The sequence below is a fragment of the Paraburkholderia sp. BL9I2N2 genome, assembly GCF_004339745.1.
Lineage (GTDB): Bacteria > Pseudomonadota > Gammaproteobacteria > Burkholderiales > Burkholderiaceae > Paraburkholderia.
In genome coordinates this window covers 2,387,606-2,409,277 of the sequence record NZ_SMGP01000001.1, presented here as the reverse complement: position 1 = coordinate 2,409,277, position 21,672 = coordinate 2,387,606, and the positions used below count along the sequence as shown (strand labels likewise).

The 21,672-nt window shown below is 57.0% G+C and carries 20 protein-coding genes; 16 read left to right on the top strand and 4 right to left on the bottom strand.

What is annotated here, in order from left to right:
- Positions 1-201 precede the first annotated feature (201 nt).
- From rpsF to B0G74_RS11055, 9 genes are all read left to right on the top strand, one after another.
- Entirely contained in the window at positions 202-576 is a 375-nt protein-coding gene (gene rpsF, locus B0G74_RS11095) for a 30S ribosomal protein S6 (protein ID WP_006048823.1), read from the top strand.
- 50 nt (positions 577-626) lie between these two features.
- On the top strand, positions 627-926 hold the full coding sequence (priB, locus tag B0G74_RS11090) for a primosomal replication protein N (protein WP_007182110.1): 300 nt from the start codon (positions 627-629) through the stop codon (positions 924-926).
- A gap of 2 nt (positions 927-928) precedes the next feature.
- The gene (rpsR, locus tag B0G74_RS11085) at positions 929-1,204 is read left to right on the top strand and encodes a 30S ribosomal protein S18 (RefSeq protein ID WP_007182109.1); all 276 of its coding nucleotides are present in this window, start codon (positions 929-931) and stop codon (positions 1,202-1,204) included.
- A gap of 27 nt (positions 1,205-1,231) precedes the next feature.
- A complete protein-coding gene (gene rplI, locus B0G74_RS11080; RefSeq protein WP_132374835.1) occupies positions 1,232-1,684 on the top strand; it encodes a 50S ribosomal protein L9 in 453 nt (150 codons plus the stop codon).
- 174 nt (positions 1,685-1,858) lie between these two features.
- A complete protein-coding gene (locus tag B0G74_RS11075; RefSeq protein ID WP_064269887.1) occupies positions 1,859-3,244 on the top strand; it encodes a replicative DNA helicase in 1,386 nt (461 codons plus the stop codon).
- Between the two features lie 449 nt (positions 3,245-3,693).
- Complete coding sequence (locus B0G74_RS11070; RefSeq protein WP_165923844.1) at positions 3,694-4,698, top strand: site-specific integrase; 1,005 nt, start codon at positions 3,694-3,696, stop codon at positions 4,696-4,698.
- A gap of 535 nt (positions 4,699-5,233) precedes the next feature.
- Positions 5,234-6,448 carry an ImmA/IrrE family metallo-endopeptidase gene (locus tag B0G74_RS11065; protein ID WP_132374833.1) on the top strand — a complete coding sequence of 405 codons (1,215 nt, stop codon included), beginning with the start codon at positions 5,234-5,236 and terminating at the stop codon, positions 6,446-6,448.
- Positions 6,441-7,514: a beta family protein gene (locus tag B0G74_RS11060; protein WP_165923843.1), complete on the top strand. Its 1,074-nt coding sequence runs from the start codon at positions 6,441-6,443 to the stop codon at positions 7,512-7,514. Before B0G74_RS11065 ends, B0G74_RS11060 begins: the two co-directional genes overlap by 8 nt.
- Before the next feature lie 171 nt (positions 7,515-7,685).
- Positions 7,686-8,531 carry a hypothetical protein gene (locus B0G74_RS11055; protein ID WP_132374831.1) on the top strand — a complete coding sequence of 282 codons (846 nt, stop codon included), beginning with the start codon at positions 7,686-7,688 and terminating at the stop codon, positions 8,529-8,531.
- Between the two features lie 192 nt (positions 8,532-8,723).
- On the opposite strand, the gene B0G74_RS11050 is transcribed toward B0G74_RS11055, so the two are convergent.
- Positions 8,724-9,323: a recombinase family protein gene (locus tag B0G74_RS11050; protein WP_132374830.1), complete on the bottom strand. Its 600-nt coding sequence runs from the start codon at positions 9,321-9,323 to the stop codon at positions 8,724-8,726.
- Between the two features lie 349 nt (positions 9,324-9,672).
- A complete protein-coding gene (locus tag B0G74_RS11045) occupies positions 9,673-10,023 on the bottom strand; it encodes a hypothetical protein (RefSeq protein WP_132374829.1) in 351 nt (116 codons plus the stop codon).
- A gap of 107 nt (positions 10,024-10,130) precedes the next feature.
- Between B0G74_RS11045 and B0G74_RS11040 the strand changes: the two genes are divergently transcribed.
- The 3 genes from B0G74_RS11040 to B0G74_RS11030 are packed head-to-tail and all read left to right on the top strand — an operon-like array spanning position 10,131 to position 13,514.
- The gene (locus B0G74_RS11040) at positions 10,131-11,711 is read left to right on the top strand and encodes a recombinase family protein (RefSeq protein ID WP_132374828.1); all 1,581 of its coding nucleotides are present in this window, start codon (positions 10,131-10,133) and stop codon (positions 11,709-11,711) included.
- On the top strand, positions 11,704-12,618 hold the full coding sequence (locus B0G74_RS11035; RefSeq protein ID WP_132374827.1) for a plasmid partitioning protein RepB C-terminal domain-containing protein: 915 nt from the start codon (positions 11,704-11,706) through the stop codon (positions 12,616-12,618). The genes B0G74_RS11040 and B0G74_RS11035 overlap by 8 nt, the downstream gene beginning before the upstream one ends.
- A complete protein-coding gene (locus tag B0G74_RS11030; protein WP_132374826.1) occupies positions 12,615-13,514 on the top strand; it encodes a plasmid partitioning protein RepB C-terminal domain-containing protein in 900 nt (299 codons plus the stop codon). Before B0G74_RS11035 ends, B0G74_RS11030 begins: the two co-directional genes overlap by 4 nt.
- Positions 13,515-13,667: 153 nt before the next feature.
- Here the strand turns inward: B0G74_RS11030 and B0G74_RS11025 are convergent, their stop codons facing one another.
- Both B0G74_RS11025 and B0G74_RS11020 read right to left on the bottom strand, forming a co-directional pair.
- Entirely contained in the window at positions 13,668-14,408 is a 741-nt protein-coding gene (locus tag B0G74_RS11025; RefSeq protein WP_132374825.1) for a hypothetical protein, read from the bottom strand.
- Positions 14,409-14,530: 122 nt separating this feature from the next.
- On the bottom strand, positions 14,531-14,752 hold the full coding sequence (locus tag B0G74_RS11020; protein WP_132374824.1) for a hypothetical protein: 222 nt from the start codon (positions 14,750-14,752) through the stop codon (positions 14,531-14,533).
- 1,250 nt (positions 14,753-16,002) lie between these two features.
- Here B0G74_RS11020 and B0G74_RS11015 point away from each other — a divergent pair.
- The 4 genes from B0G74_RS11015 to B0G74_RS11000 all read left to right on the top strand — a co-directional run bounded on the left by B0G74_RS11015 (position 16,003) and on the right by B0G74_RS11000 (position 21,621).
- Entirely contained in the window at positions 16,003-18,123 is a 2,121-nt protein-coding gene (locus tag B0G74_RS11015) for a filamentous hemagglutinin N-terminal domain-containing protein (protein WP_243658261.1), read from the top strand.
- Between the two features lie 44 nt (positions 18,124-18,167).
- The gene (locus B0G74_RS11010) at positions 18,168-19,985 is read left to right on the top strand and encodes a ShlB/FhaC/HecB family hemolysin secretion/activation protein (protein ID WP_132374822.1); all 1,818 of its coding nucleotides are present in this window, start codon (positions 18,168-18,170) and stop codon (positions 19,983-19,985) included.
- Between the two features lie 10 nt (positions 19,986-19,995).
- Positions 19,996-20,913, top strand: a complete 918-nt coding sequence (locus tag B0G74_RS11005; protein WP_132374821.1) for a peptidyl-prolyl cis-trans isomerase — start codon at positions 19,996-19,998, stop codon at positions 20,911-20,913.
- 84 nt (positions 20,914-20,997) lie between these two features.
- A complete protein-coding gene (locus B0G74_RS11000; RefSeq protein ID WP_132374820.1) occupies positions 20,998-21,621 on the top strand; it encodes a hypothetical protein in 624 nt (207 codons plus the stop codon).
- Positions 21,622-21,672 lie beyond the last annotated feature (51 nt).

Genomic DNA, 21,672 nt, shown 5'->3' with positions numbered 1-21,672 from the left:
CGCCCGTTTCAGTCTGCCCGGCACGAAATGCCGCATCCGGCTTCGCGGCGCCACCGCCTAAACCCTTGAAAACACACCCGATTCACGCGCCGCAATAACGGGATATCTTGCAACCCGGCCCCATTCGGGTTACACTCTTTGGCTTCTCACTTGCCACACCGGTTCCGACGCCCGGGTGGCTTTAATCCACAAGGAGTGTGTATGCGTCATTATGAAATCGTCTTTATCGTGCATCCCGATCAGAGCGAGCAAGTGCCCGCCATGATCGAGCGTTACAAGAGCACGATCACGTCGCACGGTGGCCAGATCCACCGTATCGAAGACTGGGGCCGTCGCCAACTGGCCTACATGATCGAGAAACTCGCCAAGGCTCACTACGTCTGCATGAACATCGAATGCGACCAAACCACGCTCGACGAGCTGGAACACGCATTCAAGTTCAACGACGCCGTTCTGCGTCACCTGATCGTCAAGATGAAGAAGGCCGAAACCGGCCCGTCGCCGATGATGAAGGAAGTGCAGCGCGAAGAAGCCAAGAAGTCGGCTGCTACGCAACCGTCCGAAGCGCAGGCTTAAGACACACTATTTAAGCTACCAGATTCAGCGTCGTTCTCGCCAAAGGCTACATGAACCGGCTGCAACTCACGGCCAGCGTCGTCGAACGCGAACCGGTGCGGTACACCCCCGCCGGCGTTCCGATTGCAGGCTGCACGTTGCACCACCGCACGGAAGTCGTCGAAGCCGGCATCGCCCGGCAAGTCGAACTGACCATGCAGGCAGTAGCCGCAGGCGAGGCGAGCGGTAAGCTGGAAAGCTGTCAGATGGGCGTAGAAACGCTCTTCACCGGCTTTCTGGCGAAAAAGCACCGCAACGCAAGAACTCTGGTATTTCACATCACAGCATTGCAGGACATTGGAAAGGACTGAACATGCCCCGCCCGACTGGTAAGAAATTCGACAAGCGTCGTCAGCAACAAAATCCGCTCTTCAAGCGCAAGAAGTTCTGCCGTTTCACGGCCGCTGGCGTCGATCACATCGACTACAAGGACCTCGAAACGCTGAAGGACTTCATCGGCGAAAACGGCAAGATCACGCCGGCGCGTCTCACGGGTACGAAGTCGCACTATCAACGCCAGCTGGACACGGCAATCAAGCGCGCGCGTTTCCTCGCGCTGGTGCCGTACACCGACCAGCACAAGGCCTAACCCGACGACGCGATAAGGAGTCTCCGAATGCAAATTATTCTTCTGGAAAAAGTCGTCAATCTGGGCAACCTGGGCGATATCGTGAAGGTCAAGGACGGTTACGCACGTAACTTCCTGATCCCGAACAAGCAAGCTCGCCGTGCAACGAAGGAAGCCCTGGCTGAATTCGAAGTGCGCCGTGCAGAACTCGAGAAAGTCGCCGCTGAAAAGCTGGCTGCGGCTCAAGCTCAAGGCGAAAAGCTGGGCGGCTCGACGGTTCAGATCAATCAGAAGGCTGGCGTCGACGGCCGTCTGTTCGGTTCGGTGACGAACGCGGACATCGCTGAAGCTCTGGTCAAGCAAGGCTTCGCAGTGGAAAAGGCGCAAGTGCGTCTGCCGGAAGGCCCGCTGAAGATGGTTGGCGAACACGCAGTTCAAATCTCGCTGCACACCGACGTTCTGGTCGATGTGACGGTGGCTGTGATCGGCGAGCACGTCTAAGCCGACCGCGTCTAAGCCGACCGCGTCTAAGCATCAAATAGCATCTGCCAGGAGGTTGCTGGCAAAAGGCAGGGGCCGGGGAACCGGCCCCTGTTTTTTTTGTGCCCGTTTTTTTGTTTTTCCCGCTCGCCGCAGCCGCCCGCGCGCCCCCGATTTGCCCGATAATCCCTCTCCATGAACGCACCGTCCAAAGATCCCCAACTCGAGTCGCTGAAAGTCCCGCCGCATTCGATCGAGGCCGAGCAATCGGTGCTGGGCGGCCTGCTGCTCGACAATGCCGCGTGGGACCGCATCGCCGACTTCCTGTCGCAGAGCGATTTTTACCGCTACGACCACCGCATCATCTTCGAGCACATCGGCAAGCTGATCGCGGCCACGCGCCCGGCCGACGTAATCACCGTGTACGAGGCGCTCGGCACCTCGGGCAAGGCGGAAGAAGTCGGCGGTCTCGCCTATCTGAACGCGCTGGCGCAGAACACGCCGAGCGCGGCCAACATCCGCCGCTACGCGGAAATCGTGCGCGATCGCGCAGTGTTGCGCCGGCTGGTCTCGGTTGCCGATGAAATCTCGGCCGACGCCTTCAATCCGCAGGGCAAGGAAGTCCGCCAGCTGCTGGACGAGGCCGAGTCGAAGGTGTTTTCGATCGCCGAAGACGGCGCGCGCGGCACGCAAGGTTTCCTCGAAATCGGGCCGCTGCTCACGGAAGTGGTCGAGCGGATCGACACGCTGTATCACACCGCCAATCCGAGCGACGTAACGGGCACGCCGACCGGCTTTGTCGATCTGGACCGCATGACTTCGGGCATGCACGGCGGCGAGCTGATCATCGTCGCGGGCCGTCCGTCGATGGGTAAAACGGCGTTTTCGATGAACGTCGGCGAATACGTGGCGGTCGAGTACGGCTTGCCGGTCGCGGTGTTCTCGATGGAAATGCCGGGTTCACAGCTCACCATGCGTATGCTCGGCTCGGTCGGGCGGCTGGATCAGCACCGCATGCGAACCGGGCGCCTGACTGACGAGGATTGGCCGAAGCTCACTCACGCCGTGCAGAAAATGAGCGAGGCGCAGATTTTCATCGACGAAACCGGCGGTCTGAACCCGATGGAATTGCGCTCGCGCGCGCGCCGATTGTCGCGCCAGTGCGGCAAGCTCGGTTTGATCATCATCGACTATTTGCAGCTGATGAGCGGCTCGTCGTCGGGTGAAAACCGCGCGACCGAAATCTCGGAAATCTCGCGTTCGCTGAAGAGCCTCGCCAAGGAACTCGACGTGCCGGTAATCGCCTTGTCGCAGCTCAACCGGGGTCTCGAACAGCGTCCGAACAAGCGGCCGATCATGTCGGACTTGCGCGAATCCGGCGCTATCGAACAGGATGCCGACGTGATCCTGTTCATTTACCGCGACGAGGTGTACAACCCGGACAGTCCGGACAAAGGCACGGCCGAGATCATCATCGGTAAACAGCGGAATGGTCCGATCGGCCCCGTTCGACTCACGTTCCATGGCCAATTCACGAAGTTCGACAACTTTGCCGGTGCGCAGAATTTCTACAGCGATTGAGCGGAGAAGTGAAGCGATAACTGGAGCGTCGTTGTAACGGCGCTTTCAAAAGTGCGGCTCGGGTCTCGCAACGGTACAATGTGGCGGTTTTATGTCAGCCATAATGTGACCAATTTTCGGGATCCCAATGTTCGGTCGATTCATGCCCACCGAGGGCAAAATGTACCGTCCGACACCGTTCGGTGAGGTTCGCAGCGGGTGAAATAAGGTATTGATAATTAAGAAGTTTGTTCTATTTCGTTCGAGTTCGTCCGGCAGTGATTTTCCGTATAAAATCCGTATACGGAACTTGGCCGGGGTTTTACATGATGAGAATAAGCATTCAGACGAAAACGGCGCGCGCCAAACTTGCGTCGCGCCGTGAGCCGTATTGGGAGCGCATAAGCACGGGCGTTCACGTCGGGTACCGTAAGTTGGAATCGGGGGCGGGCACTTGGATCGGACGTCGCATGAGCGAGGATGGCAAATACCAGTTCAGCTCGTTCGGTGATGCACTTTGCGAATACAACGAGGCGCGCAAAGCGGTTGAACGGTGGGCGGACGAGTTGGGGGCGGGTGTTCACCATGACAGAAAAACGGTCGCCGACGTGTGTCGCTTATATGTCGAGAATCGGCGTTTGGAGAAGGGTGATGCTACCGCTCACGACGCCGAGGGCAGATTTAAGCGATTGGTCTATGAGAAGCCCATCGGCATGGTCAACATCGCAAGGCTACGCCCTCTGGATGTCGAGCGGTGGCGCAATGCGCAATTAGACGATGCTTCCCCCGATGATGAGGAAAGCTACAAGCGCGCCAAGGATTCCGTAAACCGCAACCTTAAGTCGTTGAAAGCGGCGTTGAATTATGCCAAGGCGCGACTCAAACTTGTTTCGAGCGACGCGGGCTGGAAGGAGGTCAATCAATTCGCTGATGTTGGTACCCGCCGGAAAGGCTGGTTGACGGCTGAGCAACGTACTTTCTTACTTCAGGCGATGCCTGGCGATTTACGCACGCTCGCGATCGCATTGCTGCATATTGGAGCGCGGCCGGGCGAAGTTGCGAGCGCGAATGTGGCCGACTTCGACTGTAGTGCGGGGGTCTTGATGCTCAACGGCAAGACGGGCAGTCGCAAGGTGCCGCTGTCGGACAAGGCGCGCGAATTCTTCGCGACGCAGGCTAAAGATAAGATCGCCAATGCGCCGTTATTGACCACTACAGACGCAAAGCGTTGGACCGCACCCATTTGGGGTAAGGCATTCCGGGAGGCTCGAGAAATCGCTGGTTTGTTGGATGCGGTTTTATATTGCATGCGGCATACCTATATCAGCGAGGCTATCGCGCAGGGCATCGACGTTTATACAGTGGCCGAATTGACGGGCACAAGCGTTGCGATCATCCAATCGAACTATGGGGCATTCACCGACAATATCGTTGAGCGCCTCAATCGCGTTTCCGTGATCGGCGAAAATTACTGATGCTCTAGGGGAGGGACCGTCTTGTTCTCCAATTCAAAGACGATTCACCGAACACTGAGTGAAGGTCCGCACACTTGGTCGAACGCGCCGGATATGGATGGAGGCCATTGATTGCCCCTTTTGTTTTGCGGATGTTTCGCGACCGTACCTACTATGAGTTGCGTCAAATCTTGGCTGCGCAGAGAAGCACGAACTTCCTAAATCGGGAATCTAGTTCCTTTTTTGGGAACTTCTGCTATACTCGGGCTCATGATACTGATCGGCCGCGCGCACATCATTCTTTACACCCGGCGATTTCCCTCAGCCGGAACGGCACTTGCCATGTGGCAGGCCATCGCCCGTCAATCTACGTGGCACAACCAAGCAGAAACAGCCGCCTCTTTTCCTACCGTCAAGTTTCTGACCCCCCGTTTGGCCCGCTTCTACCCGGTTGGGATTGGTTGTTCCATTACTGTGCAAATCGCATTTAACACTGGAATTTTGATCGTGCTTGCTGTGACGGAGACCGAATCACCCCAGATCCGAGAGTCATGATATGGAACTGCGCGTAATTCGCGACGAGCTGCAATATGAGGCCCTCCTTCAGCAAGCGAAGGAGTTGGCACTTTCCGACCCGATGCCAGGAAGCCAGGAGGCGGAGAGACTGGAGGTCATTTCGCTACTTCTTGAAAAATACGAAGAGAACCGGTTTAAATTTGACGCTCCCGATCCGATCGACGCTATCGTCTATCGCTTAGCCGAACTCGGTTTGAAACAGAAAGATTTCGCCGACATGATCGGCAGCAAAAGTCACGCATCGGAAGCTCTTGGACGAAAGAAGCCTCTTTCCTTGAGCATGATTCGAACGATTCATGAGCAATTGAAGATTCCTGCGGAGATCCTGATTGGGCACCCTAAGCAAGAGAGCATTGACGCCGCGGACATTGATTGGAAGAGGTTCCCCGTCAGAGAGATGCAAAAGCGTGGGTGGTTCGACATGGATTTCGCGGAAGGCAAAACCGGGGAACAGCTAATTCGCTCCTTCTTTGCCCGTACTTCGGTGCAGAACGCCCCTGTACTTCTTCGTAAGAGTCTGAGCGGGGTCAGTAAGGAAGAGAATCGCTATGCAATCTATGCCTGGATTGCACGTGTGTTAATTCGCGCTCGTGACTTTAAAAAGCCCGATGTTCGGTACGTGCATGGTTCCATTACTGATGAGTTTTTGAAACAGTTGGCCAAGTTGAGTCGGTCTGACGATGGCCCGTTGCTGGCGCGTGAGTTCCTTGCGATGAAAGGAGTAATCTTGGTAATCGAACCACATTTACCGAAGACAAAACTTGATGGCGCGGCAGTCCTAGACCAAGATGGAACGCCCATCGTTGGTCTAACTTTGCGCTATAGTCGGCCGGACTACTTTTGGTTCACGCTCATGCATGAACTGATTCATGTTCAGCGTCACCTGCGTCCGCAGAATTCCGCCTTCGTCGACGAAGACGAAATTAATGAAGAAGACGAGCGCGAAAATGAGGCAAATATTCTCGCTGCAGAGGCTTTCATTCCTCGCCAAATCTGGAAGAGCAGCGAGGCCTATCGAACAAAAAGAAGTGAAGCCGTAGTAAAGCTTGCCAACGAATTGATGATTCATCCTTCGATCGTTGCAGGTAGGATTCAGCGAGAGACAAATAACTACAGGATCTTGAAGGAGTTTGGGACACTCCAAAACATAAAGGATGTTTTCAAAATTTCCTCTACGGAAGACGAAAATGACTGACGTAACTTATACCCCGATCCTCAAGACCAAAGCTGGGGAAGCAAGAGCGGTGATTCAACTTGACCGTCAAGTGAAGGCCAGCATCATCCCATTCTTTGACGTGCTTGCATTGAAGGCTGGAACTGCCAACGGTGCTGACGTTCATGCGCACATGGAGAAGCAGGCTAATAACATAGCTGGCGCGTGGAACGGCCGAGGCCCCTGCTATGTTGACCTCTTCGACATTGCGCCATCGGCGCGTGGTTATGATAACGCGCATCCGGCCAACATCATCCACGATAGAATTTCGTTTGAGCGGGTTGAAGCGATTCCAGTGGTTGGCATTGAACGTGATGTCGCTTATAAGCTGGCAATTCGGCGCGTTGTGAGTGTGGGTGCTGATGCTATTGCCGTGCGGCTGGGAGTTGAGGACATCCAGTTACCTAGTACGCTGGTTCAACGAATTACTTCCTTGCTTTCGGAAATTGGCGCGGCCGATCTACCTTTGCACGTATTTATGGACTTCAGATCCATAGACAACGTCGCATCGGACACAATTCAAATGAGGGTCAGCAAAGCTCTGCCTGAACTTCGGAAGCTCGATCCGGCAAGAATCGTATTTGCGGCTTCGGCTATTGTTAGTGATATGGGGAAATTCAAGAAAAACAGCGTCAACAAAATCGCCCGCCGTGATTTTCTGGTATGGGAGTTGATTGCAGCCCACCACCCGGATGTTGAGTACGCTGATTACGGGATCATCCATCCCGAATATCTCGACATCGACCTCAAAGTGATCAAGCCCGCAGCCAAGATCCGCTACGCTGGTGAGAAGGACTGGCTGATAGTTAAAGGCGTCAAATGGGTGACGGACACTTCGCAATATCGGAAGCTGTCGAAGCTGCTATGTGACAGGGATGAATTTCGCGGCAAGGATTGCTGGGGTACGGAAAACATCCTCTCGGCCGCAAGCGGTGGTCGGGCGTATCGCCGTCTCGAAGATTGGGTAATGATTGACCAAAACACTCATATTACCCAAACCGTCAGGCAACTTTCACGCATCAAGGCTACAGGAGATATACCCGCCTGAGAATATGGTCTTGCGGTCAATGCGTGCTACGCGGGCGTATGGTTAACGGCGCTCAATAGAGAGAAGAAAACCCAACTCAGTGAGAAGCTAACTGTGTCAACGCAAAGAAGGCCTCGGGCGGATCAGTCTCAGGAAGTCCGGCAAGGCTTCAAGCTTAGCGCGGTGACTCATGTGACTCATGTTGAAAGTGCGATTGGCATTATCGACGCGGGAAAAATCAGGGCTCAACCGATCTCCAGTGATAGTGAACTCAAGGACGGCGACATCAAAGTCGTCTGGTTTTCTCCGAACGCGTGGCTTGGCTCGATATACGGCAACGTCGCCTTCCACTTCGATTTCGCGAGCCTACTTGCAGATCACAATTGCTATTTTGTTGAGGAGCCAGAGTTTGGCATCAGAACGTATCGATACCTGATCACGGATAAAAAATTTAAAAGCTTACAACGCTACAATCCAGACGCTGGAGGCGATGGCCCTTGGTGGATGGACAGCGAGACACGCGAATGCTTTTATCGAGAGGATTGCACAGTTCAGTTTCTTGTCGATATGGACGTGCCTGTCAACGAGCGCGTACAGATCGACTTCGTCGACCATAATCGCGACAAATGCATTCTTGGAAAAGGCTGCGCGAGTCTCGGGTGGCCTGCGCAACGAGGCGGCGCGCATTTTTTCATGCATGCAGTGGCTCGCGCCGCCGATTTGTCAGTGGCTAAAGAAATGCTGATGGCTGAGGGAAAGCTTACGGCCGCGGTACAGGGTGCTCTCGACCATCTTCGTAGCTCTATCGAGAATCGTTCTTTGTGTGTAGGTCACTTGAAATCGAGTGATCCAATTGCAGCCCCTTTGGCCCGGGGCATTTTGAACGCGTTTGCAAACGGACTCGATGGAGAGGGTCTCGCTCTCGCCGCTCTTTTTCGGAGGGGCTCGTTACGAGGTGCGCTCGACAGGGTGCTTGGTGCCTCTCTTGGCATTGAGAAATTGGACGACGTAAGTTTTGAATGGAACGTGGCCGACTAGAGATAACGCCGACGACGCGGCGTGGGCGCTGCCATGCCCCTATGTTGACGTGTGGCGCTCCGGCTGCGTTAGAGCGTGTGGAAATAAATCGTTCGGCAGATTGCCGCGCCGTTGCGGCCTCCGAACGTGGTAAACAAGTGCGGCCGCGCTTGTTGATTACCGGCCGCATTGATTTCCGTGGTTGGCTACCGGTCAGGACGGCATGTCCTCGGCGCACGCCCGCTTGACCGTAGCAGTGCCGACGCCGAACTTCTCGGCAGTCACCCGGATACTCGCGCCGCGTTCCGCCCGCCATGCCTTGATTGCAGCGTAGTCATGTGACCGTGCGCGCCCCTTGTATTTTCCTTCCGACTTCGCGATCGCCACGCCGCGTCGCTGCATTTCGGCGCGGTTCAGATAATCGGCTTCGCCCTGCGCGGCCATGAACGCCAGCACCGCGTCGCGCGTTGCTTTCTCGATGGCGTCTTTGGCCTTTCCATCAAAAACCATCCCGTTGAGTGTGCATTCGACCCGCACGCCCAGTTCCATTAGTCGGCGCATGGTGGCGTGCAACTCGTCGTAACGGCGGCTGATGCGGTCGAGCCAGCGCACGATAAGAATGCCGCCGTGCCGCAAATCGTGTTCGGCTTTGAGCCACTGTTCCCGCGCGTCAGGAGCAACGTGGTAGCCGCTGACACCCTCATCAATGAAAACGTCCTTGTCCTGCACGCCCTGGGCTCTTGCGTCCTCGTACTGGCTCGCGGCTGACTGGCCATCCGTGGTGGAAATCCGCCCGTAATAGAGTTTGCGCATTGTTTGGATTGGATCATTTGAATTGGTGGATCAATTTTAACATGGATCAGATAACCGGTTAATCCTGTTGATCCATGTTCAAACGGCCCGGCGCTTGGGCCGTTACGGTGTACCGTACCGTAATGAGCCACCGCAGTGTCTGCAGAAACGCAAAACCCAGCTTCGGCAGGGTTCATTTTTGAGCGCGGGTAGAAAGCAGCGCTCCACTTTTCGCGCGACCTCACGCTGAGCCCGCCAACGGCCCCACGATTGGTACGACCCGAGTCGCTGCATTTCGTCGCCACGCACGCCAATTGCATTGACCCAGTAACAGTCAGGCAACCAAGTTTTGCCGAATTAATCGGGCCAACTATGAAGAGCTACGAGCGGTCAGCAGAGCCAGCGCCTCTTGCAGCAAAGCAACGGACGTTGTTACATCCATCGCCGCGTCATCTTCCCTACCAGTCATGGATAAGTAAGCGATGTGTACCGCCGAGGAATGCGTGGCCAGTGCCACCAGGTGCGGGCCGCTTGGGCCACGAACGCCACCTAGCCAATTCTGGACCGTTCTTTCACTCGCACCGGTCCAGCGAGCGAGCTTCTTGATCGATTGCCGTGAGCCTCCGAGCTCCTGCCTTAGTGCCATGGCAATTGCCAAGGGATATTCGGCGACGATCTCTTCCTTCTTCAAGCGCAACTTCTTGCGTGTTGTCGGCAACATTTTTCGCGCCTCCAAAACTATATTCCCTGAACGCAAGCAACGAAATGGGGCCGCCCGCCTCCTTGTCTGGGAAGCTGGACGCGATCGGAGCCGACCCCTTGAGGTTCATGGGAGGCAGGGTGGAACGAACATCACGCAACAACACACCGAAAGACGCGGGCGGAAGAGGCCGCGCGGCGGCATACGTGCGGATGTCGACAGAGCATCAACAATACTCAACCGAAAATCAGAAGGACGTAATCCTGGCGTTTGCCGAAAGCAGGAACATGGACGTTGTTCGCGTCTACGCGGACGAAGGAAAAAGCGGTCTGCGTCTCGACGGTCGCGATTCGCTCAAGGCCCTTTTACGGGATGCGGAGTCCGGGGCAGCGGATTTTTCCGTCATTCTTGTATATGACGTTAGCAGGTGGGGCCGATTCCAGGACCCAGACGAAAGCGCAAGCTATGAAATTCGATGCAAACATGCCGGTGTCAAGGTGCTCTATTGCGCTGAGCAGTTCGAGAATGACGGCAGCCCGGTGTCGAGCATCATCAAGAGCGTCAAACGGACAATGGCTGGCGAATACAGTCGGGAACTCAGCGTCAAGGTGCATGCAGGCCAATGCAGACACATCCGTAATGGTTTTCGGCAAGGCGGCCCAGCGGGATACGGCTTGCGCCGCGTTCGTGTGGAACAGAATGGCGACAAGCACGAATTGCAGAGAGGGCAGCACAAGGCGATCCAGACGGACCGCGTCATCCTAACTCCAGGGCCGCCCCACGAACTGTCGACCGTGCGAGCCATCTACCGTTGGTTCGTTGAAGAAGGACGCTCCGAATCGGAAATCGCGTCAACCTTGAACGAGGCTGGTGCTCGTACCGATCGCGATACCCAGTGGACTCGCGGCATCGTTCATCAAATCCTGATCAATGACAAGTACGTTGGGGACAATGTTTGGAACCGCGTGTCGTTCAAGCTCAAACAGGAACGAATCCGGAATCCGCCAGCCTCATGGATTCGGGCAGACAACGCGTTCGAACCGATCGTCGATCGTATCCTGTTCGCGGCCGCTCGCCAAATCATCCTGGCACGATCGTACCGCTTGACCGATAGCGACATGCTTGACGCCTTACGGAAGTTGCTGCTGCGAAACGGATATCTCTCCGGAATCGTAATTGACGAGGCACCTGGTTGTCCTTCGAGCAGCGCATACGCGTGCCGTTTTGGTAGCTTGCTTCGAACGTACGACCTGATCGGCTACACCCCCGCCCGGGATTATCGCTATGTCGAGATCAATCGCCTGCTGCGCGAACTGCATCCTGGCATCGTCTCGCTTGCGGAACGGGCGATGATAGACGCAGGCGCGCGGGTTGCGAAGGACGCCGCCTCCGGGCTGCTGTGGATCAACGAAGAGTTTAAGGTTTCGCTGGCGCTGTCGCGTTGTCGGCCGACAGGAACCGGTTCGAATCGCTGGATCATCCGCTTCGACAACGCGTTGCGTCCGGACATTACTGTCGCGGTTCGAATGGAGCTCGATGCACGATCGATTCGGGACTACTACCTGTTGCCATCCATCGATGTCTCCTCGGACATGGTCCGTCTTGGGGATCACAACGACTTCGGGTTCGAGGCATATCGCTATGATGACCTTGGCATGCTTTGCCATCTCGCGCGCCGGGTCCCACTAAAGGGAGTCAGCTATGAATGACCGCGCCGAGAAGATCGTTCCAGCCTTTTCGCGAAGCGACCAGATAACGCTTATCCAGGTCGCGCGTCTTCGTGTACTCAATCCGCGAACACGTAATCCGTATTTTTTCTCGCAGCTTGTCGAGAGCATCGCGTCGGTGGGACTTAAACGCCCAATCACTGTCGCCCATGGCGGTCACGATGCGGAAGGCGAGTGGCACGAGGTTTTGTGCGGGCAGGGCCGGCTTGAAGCCTTGAAGGCGCTGGGCGAGACAGTGATTCCGTGCTGCATTGTCGGTGCCGACGAGATAGATCGATATCTGATCACACTGACTGAGAATCTTGCACGACGCCGCCATTCGACGGAAGAGCTCCTGAACGGCTTGCAGGTCCTGCGTGCGAAGGGCTACACAACCGAGGAGATCGCGAAAAAAACGAACCTTGACGACGGCTACGTTCACGGCGTCTTGCAATTGCTGGAGAAGGGCGAACAGCGTCTAATCCAGGCCGTGGAAACTCGTGTTATGCCCCTGTGGCTTGCCGTCGAAGTTGCCCGCGCGCCGACTGAGGAGGTCCAGGCCGCGATGGTCGCGGCATACGAATCGAAGACTTTAACCGGGGACCAGTTGCTGCGGGTCCGGCGGCTTCTCAGCAAACGGGAGGCGTCAGGGAAAAAGATACATGGCCGTGCTGTTCCCCGCGAGAAACCAACCCCGCAAAAACTGCTGCGAACCTACAAGAACGAAGTTCGTCGTCAAAAAATGGTCGTGCAGAACGCCACCCTACAAGAGCAGAGGCTGCTGATGATCACTTCCGCTTTAAAGCGTTTCCTCGGAGACGAGCATTTCAGGACGCTTCTGCGTGCCGAGGGCGTCACGGATATTCCCGAGGCGGTTGCCTTACGCATCCCACCGGAGCTTATGCCATGAGCAACATCAAACACGGATTTGAAGGAAAAGTTGTCGAAATTCCAATCGAGAGAATCGTAACGAGCTCCCAGCTTACGAAAGGCGCACTGGCGACGTCGAAATACAAAACGATCCTCAGTTCGATTGCGGAGTTGGGTGTCATCGAGCCACTCGCGGTGTATCGCTCAACACGGCATCTCGGTGACTACGATCTGCTGGATGGAAGACTGCGGCTTGAGGCACTCAAAGAGCTGGGAAGAGCAACTGCTCCCTGCATGATTTCAACAGATGATGAAGGTTTCACGTTCAATCGGCATATCACTCGCCTTTCAGCGGTGCAGGAGCACAAGATGATCCGGGCCGCGCTGGCCAAGGGTGCGTCGGAGAAGCGAATTGCTGAAGTGCTCCGAATGGATATCCGAAGCATTCGGGAGCGAGCACAACTACTGGACGGCATCGCGCCTGAGGCCGCTTCGATTCTCAAAAACCAGCAGACCGCACCAAAGGTTTTCGCAGTGTTGAAGAAGATGAAACCATTTCGGCAAATCGAAGCCGCGGAAATGATGGTTGTGGCCAACAAGTTTACAGCTACCTATGCGGAGATGATTCTCGTCGCGACCCGCTCAGATGCTCTGGTCGAGGGAGCGAAGCCCAAAAAGAAAAGCGAAATCTCGACAGAGGACCTAGCGAAGATGGAGAGCGAAATGGAGAGGCTGCGGCAGGACTGCCAGGCTGTGCAGGATGAAATCGGAGATACGATGCTTTCCCTTGTGGTCGCCAAAAGTTTCATGGCCCGTCTACTCCGCAACGATAATATTCACGGACACCTGAGGCGACATCATGGAGATTTGCTGGCTAGCCTTGTGTCGACGATGGACTCAATCGCTGCTGACAATCGAATCACTGAGCGAGAATGACAGATCCTCACCAGCGAAAGCGAGTCGATTTAACAATCGCCCTCACGCTCAAACTTTCACTTGACGGCGGTCTTGTTTGAGCACACGTTTGAATATCGAATCGCTAAACAGGTGAGCCACGATCAGCTTGAAGGGTGCTACCTCTCTCACGATCTAAACAGTCAACACAGAGCCTAGCAGTCGACCAATGTAAGCGAAGTCGTGGAATGCAAACGCTGCTAACGCATCGCAAGCGGCCAGAAATCCGACAATCGCCATTGCGCCGTAGTGCAACAGAAAGCGAGCGGAATCGTCGAAGTGGCGGGCTGTTAGATAAGCGGACATGAAATAAAGCAGTGACAACAGCAGCGCCGCGAAACCGACCACGGACAGGCAACTGGTCATGAGCGGAAGTACGATGCCTGTCCATGTCGCACCGAGCCCAAGGTTCGGCAGACCGTTTTCCGACAGATACCCAATGGTTGGATATATCCGGGATGCACTGTTTGCCGTGTTAGCAAGATACAGATGCGAACATATCGCAAGCCAGCATGAGAGCGCAGTGCCAATGACATAGAAAATGTCTGAGAGTCGCGACATGCCGTAACCTCGAACGGTCACGATGAGCGAAATGACGGCCAAGGGGGTACCGATAATGGCAAGGACGCCGAGTACGAAGTTGTATTGCAATCCCAGTACCGGGTAGGTAAGCACGATGGCAAGCACCAGCATCTGCCATAGGAGTTTGAAGCTTCTCTGCGTTGGTGCCAGTTTTTCGTTGACGATGACAATGTCGCCGTTTCCCTCGACGTTTATGTCCCGACTGACACGGAAATTGACCCGTAACGCCTTGATGGAAACAAGACTGGCGATGCTTATCGTTATAAGACCCTTGAGACTAAGGAGATCGTCCATGCTTCGATTTATTTCCGATATTGAGATTGTTGATCACTCTGCTCGATGAGACGCTTAAGGGGCGAGCAATGCGTGCCGCATATCATCCTGTCAACGTGCGCATCCTGAATGGCGGGTGGATGTCATGGCTTTCCTGTACTGAACCATTCAAGCTCTTTCGCCATATGTGCGGCGTAGCGTTGCCACCCCGCGTCGTTTTCGGTGAACATTGCGTTTCGGATAGCCGCCGAGAACTCACTCCGGCGTGGGCGCTGTTTTTTAAGTTCGTCTTTCCAAACAGCTAGTGCTTGATTCACCATACCGACATAGTCCAGTAGCGACATGACAGGGTCTACAAAATCCATCAGATCGCATGCGAGGTTGGCCGGTCGCTGGAGCCTCGACATGGGCGCGTTCAGACGATCACTATCGGCGCTGAAATGTCGAGTGATCTCTCGGATTATGTCCATAGCGTACGCGCTTTGAAGCATTCGCTCGCGAGCGGTCATGCGAGGTTCAGGTAGCGCCCGTAATACGACAGACACGACGCTGCGCCGCAGAGTAGATGGCATACCAGTTTAGATAAACAGACAGTAAAGCCGGGTTAACGGCCGGTGCAATTGAAAGTTGATAGCCGGGCGCGTGGTCGGTCGAAACGGCCATGGTGGCTTGGTTCCACCGTCACATCCAGAGCGATTCAAATTGCGCGTTGGCTGATCCGAAGTAGAAACTCGCTTTCGAGACGCTCCGCCTCACCACCAAATGCGCCTCCCGATGATGTTCTGCGCAAAGTGCGGTCAAGTTACCAACCGTATCTGCAATCAATTATCGCTCCGCGCTTTGCCTTCGCTGACGCCGAATCATCGCCGACGCTAACCAGACAATGACCGCCGCCACAACGAAGCAGTGGTTCCCAAGGCTGCAAATGAGCGCGATTTTCAATGGAGTATTCCCTCAGCTCCCGCACGAACTGTTCACGAGCCGACACAAGTTTCAGGCGTGCCGTTGAAATCTATCGAGGTAGCACAGCGATGCGAGCGCTCGTCACGTCGTTCTCCGTTGAAAAGGGCGTGCGAGTATGTTTAGTCAGAAATTTTTCGTCAACAGTTTGTCTGGCGACGCATTAGTCAATGTCCGCTGCGCGAAAAGTCAGGCGGCTGCTTCGGGTCGAGGCCGTGTGAAAACGCAAAAGTACTCGGTTTTCGGGTGTCGTTTTACCGTTCCCGAGTTGCTGCCAAGCCAATACGGCGCGATCTGAAAGGTCGATTTTTTCGAAGGCCATTCTCGGCACGCGTTTTCACACGGCCTCGGTCGCGTGTGGCCGATCGCCGACGGACAGTGACGGAGTCGAAAAATCTTTCCCGACCCAGGGCACCGTAGTTTGAAGCACTGAAGGCTCAACGTAATAAAAATATTTCCAGATATACCTAAAGAACCTCCTGGTAAGGACCGTTATTTGTCGTACGAAAGCTGCGATCGCACAGGTCGCGCGTATTGAGCGAATCCATCAAGAGAATCCGCGACGAATAGTTGCGGGCAAACAGGAATGTCCAGTAATGCACGGGGAAGCCGCGCGGGCCATGGGAGCCCACGTCGGCGCCAATTTCAGACCAGGCTGATTTCTGTAGTTCTGGCTGCCGTCCCTTGCAGTACATATGCAATTGGCATCGTTGTCGATGGCGGAACGGCCACCACGGTTTCAACTTCAGCGAACGGACATCAGACGGTCAATATCGCACCGGCCTTCGCAGGCGTTTCGAACAACACCTATAGCAGTTTCAATGTGGGCGCCGCCGGTGCTTCGCTGAATAACGTTGGGATTAACGCCAGAACAATTGTCAATCAGGTAACCAGCACCAATCCGACCATTATCAGCGGACCTATCGACGTAATCGGCTCGCGCGCAAATGTGATACTTGCCAATCCGAACGGCATTACGGTGAATGGCGGTTCATTCGTCAATACGGGCCGTGTCGCGCTGACCACCGGAACCGTCAGTTTCAAGGACACCATTCCGGTAGCGGGGATTGCGGAGCGGGACATCGTGCTCGACACCAGCACGGGGACGATCATCGTCGGTCCTCAGGGATTGACGAGCGCATTGGTCGGACTGGATCTGATCGCGAAGAATGTGCAGATCAACGGGCCGCTCACCAATGGCTTCACGTCGCAGACCGCTTACGTGCGCGCCGTGGCCGGCAATAGTCATGTCACGCTGAATACGGCTGTTTCGCCGAACGACAACAGCAACGACTGGCTCACGCTGAGTCCCACCGCCAGCGCGGCCACGGCCAGTTCTTTCGCGATTGACATCACCGCCGCCGGCAGCCTGACGAGCGGCCGCGTGCAACTGATCGTTACCGACAAGGGCCCGGGCGTGCGCAGCGCCGGGCCGATGAACGCGGCGCTTGGCGATTTCACGCTGTCGTCGAACGGGGCGGTTCAGATTGCCAATACGTCGCTGACGGCGCAGAACAATCTCGACGTGCAGGTGCAGGACAGTCTGGCGCTGTCGGACACGAAGGTGAAAACGAGTAGCGGTGCGGCGACATTGACCGCGAGTGGCGCCGTCAGCCTGACGGGCAGCAGCTTGCTCGCGAACACCGGCGTCGACGTGAGCGGCGCGGGCATCGCATTGGCGCAGGACGCCTCCGCGCAATCGGTGATCGCCTCGGCGACCAGCGGCGTGGTGCTGATCAGCACCGGCGATATCACCAACGTCGGTTCGCTGATACAAGGCCAGCAGAAAAATACCCTCGACAAGGCATCGCTCGGCGCGGTCACGCTGAATGCCACGGGCAACGTGCTGAATCAGTCGACGGCTACGGGCCTGCTCGGTGTCGTGTACGGCGCGAAGGGCGATGTATCCGTGACGGCCGGCGGTTCGGTGACGAATGAGAACGCGCGCATTCTGTCGAACCAGAACCTGACCATCACAGCGGGCGGCGACTTAGACAATATAGTCGACCATTCGGCCGGTGTAAGCGGCGGCGTGCCCGTTAGCTATTCGGACCGCAGCTGGCGCCTGATTTTCGTTGAACATCGTGACGACGGCTTCAACGTGGACTACGGCGCGCTCGCCGATCCGGACAAACTTTCCTACCTGAGCGCCAACGTCGGCAACGTGACAATCGCCGCGCAGAACGTTCACAACATCGGCGGCACGATTCTCGCGCAGATCGATCCGAAAAACCCGACCGTGGGCGGCTCGATTTCAATCACCGCGCGCGACCAGCTGCTCACGCAGGCCGTCTTCACCGGCCAGGCTTCGTTTCATCGAACGTGCTTCTTCTTTTGCAGTTCGAGTTCGTCGAGCACCGTGCAAGCCTTCGGCGGCGTGATCCAGGCGAACAATGACATCACCCTGAAGGCCGCCACGCAGATCACAAACACGGGCGGCCTGGTGTCAGCGGAAGGCACGCTCAAACTCGATGCGCCCAGAACGCTCGCACAAGCTGTAACGGGCTACACCGCGATCAATCGTACGCACGATCTCAAAGCGTGGTTCGGCAACTCGTGGTCGGCGATTTTCGCGGCCGATACTGGCGGCCTGTTCATCGGTGGCACCGGCCAGGTCGAACTGACCGGCGAGGCGGATATTGAAGGTGGTTCGTTCAACGCGCCGGGTGGTATCAAGGCGGCGGGCGGCGTGAATACGATTCGCGCGCCGTATCGCGCACCGGTCACGATTGGCGATCACAACCATCTCGGACTCGTGTCGTGGTTCGGGCTATGAAGCGAGTCGTCAAGCGGGCCGGGCCGAGGGCCGTGAAGCGGGCAATGGGCCGACACACGCCAGGGCTCGCTCGCTATACCCTGGCGATACTGACCGGCGCGGCCGCGGCGCGCGGATTCGCGCAAACGCCACCGGGTTTGCCGAATGCCGCGGGATTGGGGGGCGCGCCTTTCGGCGTGCCCGCACGCGCCGAGCAGGATCCGGCTCAACGGCTCCTGCAGGAGCAGCGTGACCGCCAGCGGCGCAACGAGATCCAGCAACCGCCCGCGCAGATCGAAGTGCAGCAGCCGACGGAATTCAATCTGCCCGAAGGCGCGGACGTCGAAACGCTGCCAGACGTTGCACCGCTCTTCAGGATCGATCACATCGATTTCACCGGCGACACCGTGCTCGGCGCAAGCGCGCTCAGGGAAATCGCCGCGCCGTTCCTCGGCAGGCCGCTCGGCCGCAACCGCATCAACCTGCTGCTGCGTCGTGTGACCGAAGCGTTCATCGCACACGGCTACATCACGACGCGCGCTTACCTCGGTGCGCAGAATCTTGCCTCCGGTACGCTGAAGATCAACATCGTCGACGGCAAGGTTTCGGCCTTCACGCTGAACGGCAAACCGCTGCGTCCGCGGGATCCGAACGCGTCGTGGTACACGACGCACGGCGGCGGCCTGCTGACCGACGCGGGCAGCGCGTGGGCCTTCGGCGACAGCACAGGCGACGTGCTGCGTTTGCCTGATCTGGAACAGGGCGTCGACCAGATCAACCGGCTGCGCCGCAATCAGGCCGAGATCCAGATCATGCCGGGTGAGACGCCGGGCGATTCGATTGTGGCCATTACAAACCACTATGGCGACCGCGTTTTCTACGACCTCGGCATCGACAACTACGGCAGCTCGCAAACCGGCACGCTGCGCTATCGCGCCGGTGTCGAAGCGGACAACCTGATCGGTTTGCAGGAGTCGCTGTCGTTCAGCTATGTCGGCACGCAGGACAGCAACGCGGTGGTGTTTTCCGCGGCTGCGCCGTACGGCTATCAGACCTTCAGCTACACGACGTCGCTGTCCGAGTACCAGCAGACCATCAGTGATGTCGCGTTGCTCCAGGGCCGCACCTTCAGCCAGATTCTCGGCTGGAACGATGTGCTGACCCGTTCGCGCGCAGGTCGCACCAGCGTCGACGTGACGCTAACCAAAATGCGCACGGAGCGCAGCCTGAACGGCATCGATCTCGCGACACAGGATCTCACGGTATTGCGCGTCGGCCTGAACGGCCTGCGCCGTTTCGTGGCGCACGAGCAGGCAGCCGCCGCGACATGGGATGTCGGCGTGTCGCAGGGTTTGCCGTGGCTCTCCGCGAGTCACGACGCCCCCGACATCGACGAAGTCGATGCACACAGCCAGTTCACCAAATTCGACGCAACCGCCACTCTACAGATCGCACTCGGCACGCTGGCGGGCACGCAATGGACCTATCGCGGCACGTTGCGTGGCCAGTACAGCCACGTTGCGATGTTCGGCAACGAGCAGATCTTCCTCGGCGGCATGGATTCCGTGCGCGGCTTTACCGAAGGTGGTATTGCCGGCGACAGCGGCTTCTATCTGCGCAACGAGGCTGCGTGGCAGAACGTGCCGGTCTGGCACAACGCGCATCTTGAACCGTACGTCTTTCTCGACGGCGGCAAGTCACATCTGGTCGCACAAGGCGGCTGGCCGACGCTCATGGGTACCGGCATCGGCGCACGCGCGCAATGGCGCTACAAAACGCAAACCTTCACGAGCGAGGTGCTGCTCGGTCAGGCCTTGCTTCAACCCGACGCGCTGGGAAAAAAAGCCACCGTGCTGCTCGCCACACTCAACTGGTCACTCTGAAGAGGTTCATATGAAACATCGTCCGATCGTCGTCAGGATTCGCAACGTCACGCTGATTGCCACGCTCGCCACAGCAGGTCTGGCAGCTGGATTCACGAACGCCGCGCACGCGGCCAACAAGCCCTCGGCAAAATCTTCCGCAGACAAGGCCGTCGAGGCGGTAGGCGGTCCGTTGCCCGCCAACGGCGTGGCGCGCGTGAACAACGTGGTCATTACGCAAGACCAGCTCGACCAGGCCGTGCGGACGCTGAGCGTACCGGATACGCCTGCGCTGCGGACGTCCGTCAAGAATCAGCTAATTGCGCGCGAGCTTTTCCGGCAGGCAGCAGAGAAGCAGCACTACGAATCGCGTCCGCAAGTGGTGGCTGCCGTCGAGCAGGCGAAGACCGCAGCGATGACTGCTGCGTACTTGCGCGATCAGGTCAAGCCCGCACCCGTCACCGACGCAGATGTGAAGGCCAAATACGACGCGGTCGTCGGCACGTTGGGCGAAAGCGAATACAAGCCGAGCGTGATCGCCGTCAAAGACGCTGACACTGCGCAGACAGTCCTCACGCAACTGAAGAAGGGCACCGACTTCGCGCAGCTCGCAAAACAGTACAGCCAGGGCCCGGGCGCAGCGCAAGGGGGCGCCCTGAACTGGGTGTCGTTCAAGACCCCCATCCAGGCCGGCAATACGCAGAACTGGCCGCAGCCGCTCGCCGAAGCGCTGGTCAAGGTGCCTCAAGGCGGCGTGTCGAGCACGCCGGTGCAGCTTGGCGACGCTTACTGGATTCTGCGCGTCGACGAAAAGCGTCCGACGCAAATTCCGCAGTACGACCAGATCAAGGACACCTTGCGCAAGCAGCTTGAGCAGGTCGCAGTGGAAAAAGCCACGGCACAGGTGGTGGTCGATCTGATGAAAAACGCGCGGATCCAGCAGCAGTAAAAGCGGCCGGAAACCTAGTCGTGCGTTGCCGCTACGACTCTTAGAAGAGTGATCTGTCAGAAAAATCAGAAGGAAATCGGGGAAATGAACTGCAACATCAAACGGACGCTTCTTGTCTGTTCTGCAGTGGCCGCGACGGCGACGCTCGTGGGTTGTGCCACGTATTACAAGCCATTCGGCGTGGCTGGGGGCTACAAGGACAGACAGATCGACGACCAGACGCTGCACGTCGAATTCAGCGGCAATGGGTACACGTCTCGCGACACGGTGCACAAGTACTTTATGTACCGTTGCGCGGAACTGACGCAGCAGCACGGTTTCAAGTATTTCATGGTTATTCCGCCCGCTCTGTCGGGCGCTATTTCGCCGACGAGCAATCTCGTCGGAAGCAAAGGCTTCGATCGCAAGCTGATGCAGAAGGTCCACGCTGTGCCAATCATCATCTATAGCGGTGGAGGCAGCGGCGTCAGGTACTTTTCCGATTCGGCGGACATCCGCATGTTCAACGACGACGCCGTGATGACGGCAAAGGTTGCCGGTTGGGACGCGGCCGAAGTAGTCGAACAACTCGGGCCGTTTGCCCAAAGCAACAGCAAGACGCCTGCCGAGCTTCCGAAGGCATGGTTGTTCGAGCCCGGTCATCCGAAAGTGCGTGCAGAAGATCTGTTGCCGAGCGCGCCGAAGAAAAGCACGGTTTCAGGAATCTGATTGCGCTACAGAAGCGTGGAACCCCGTGAGCGGGGGGAGTGTGGCAGACGG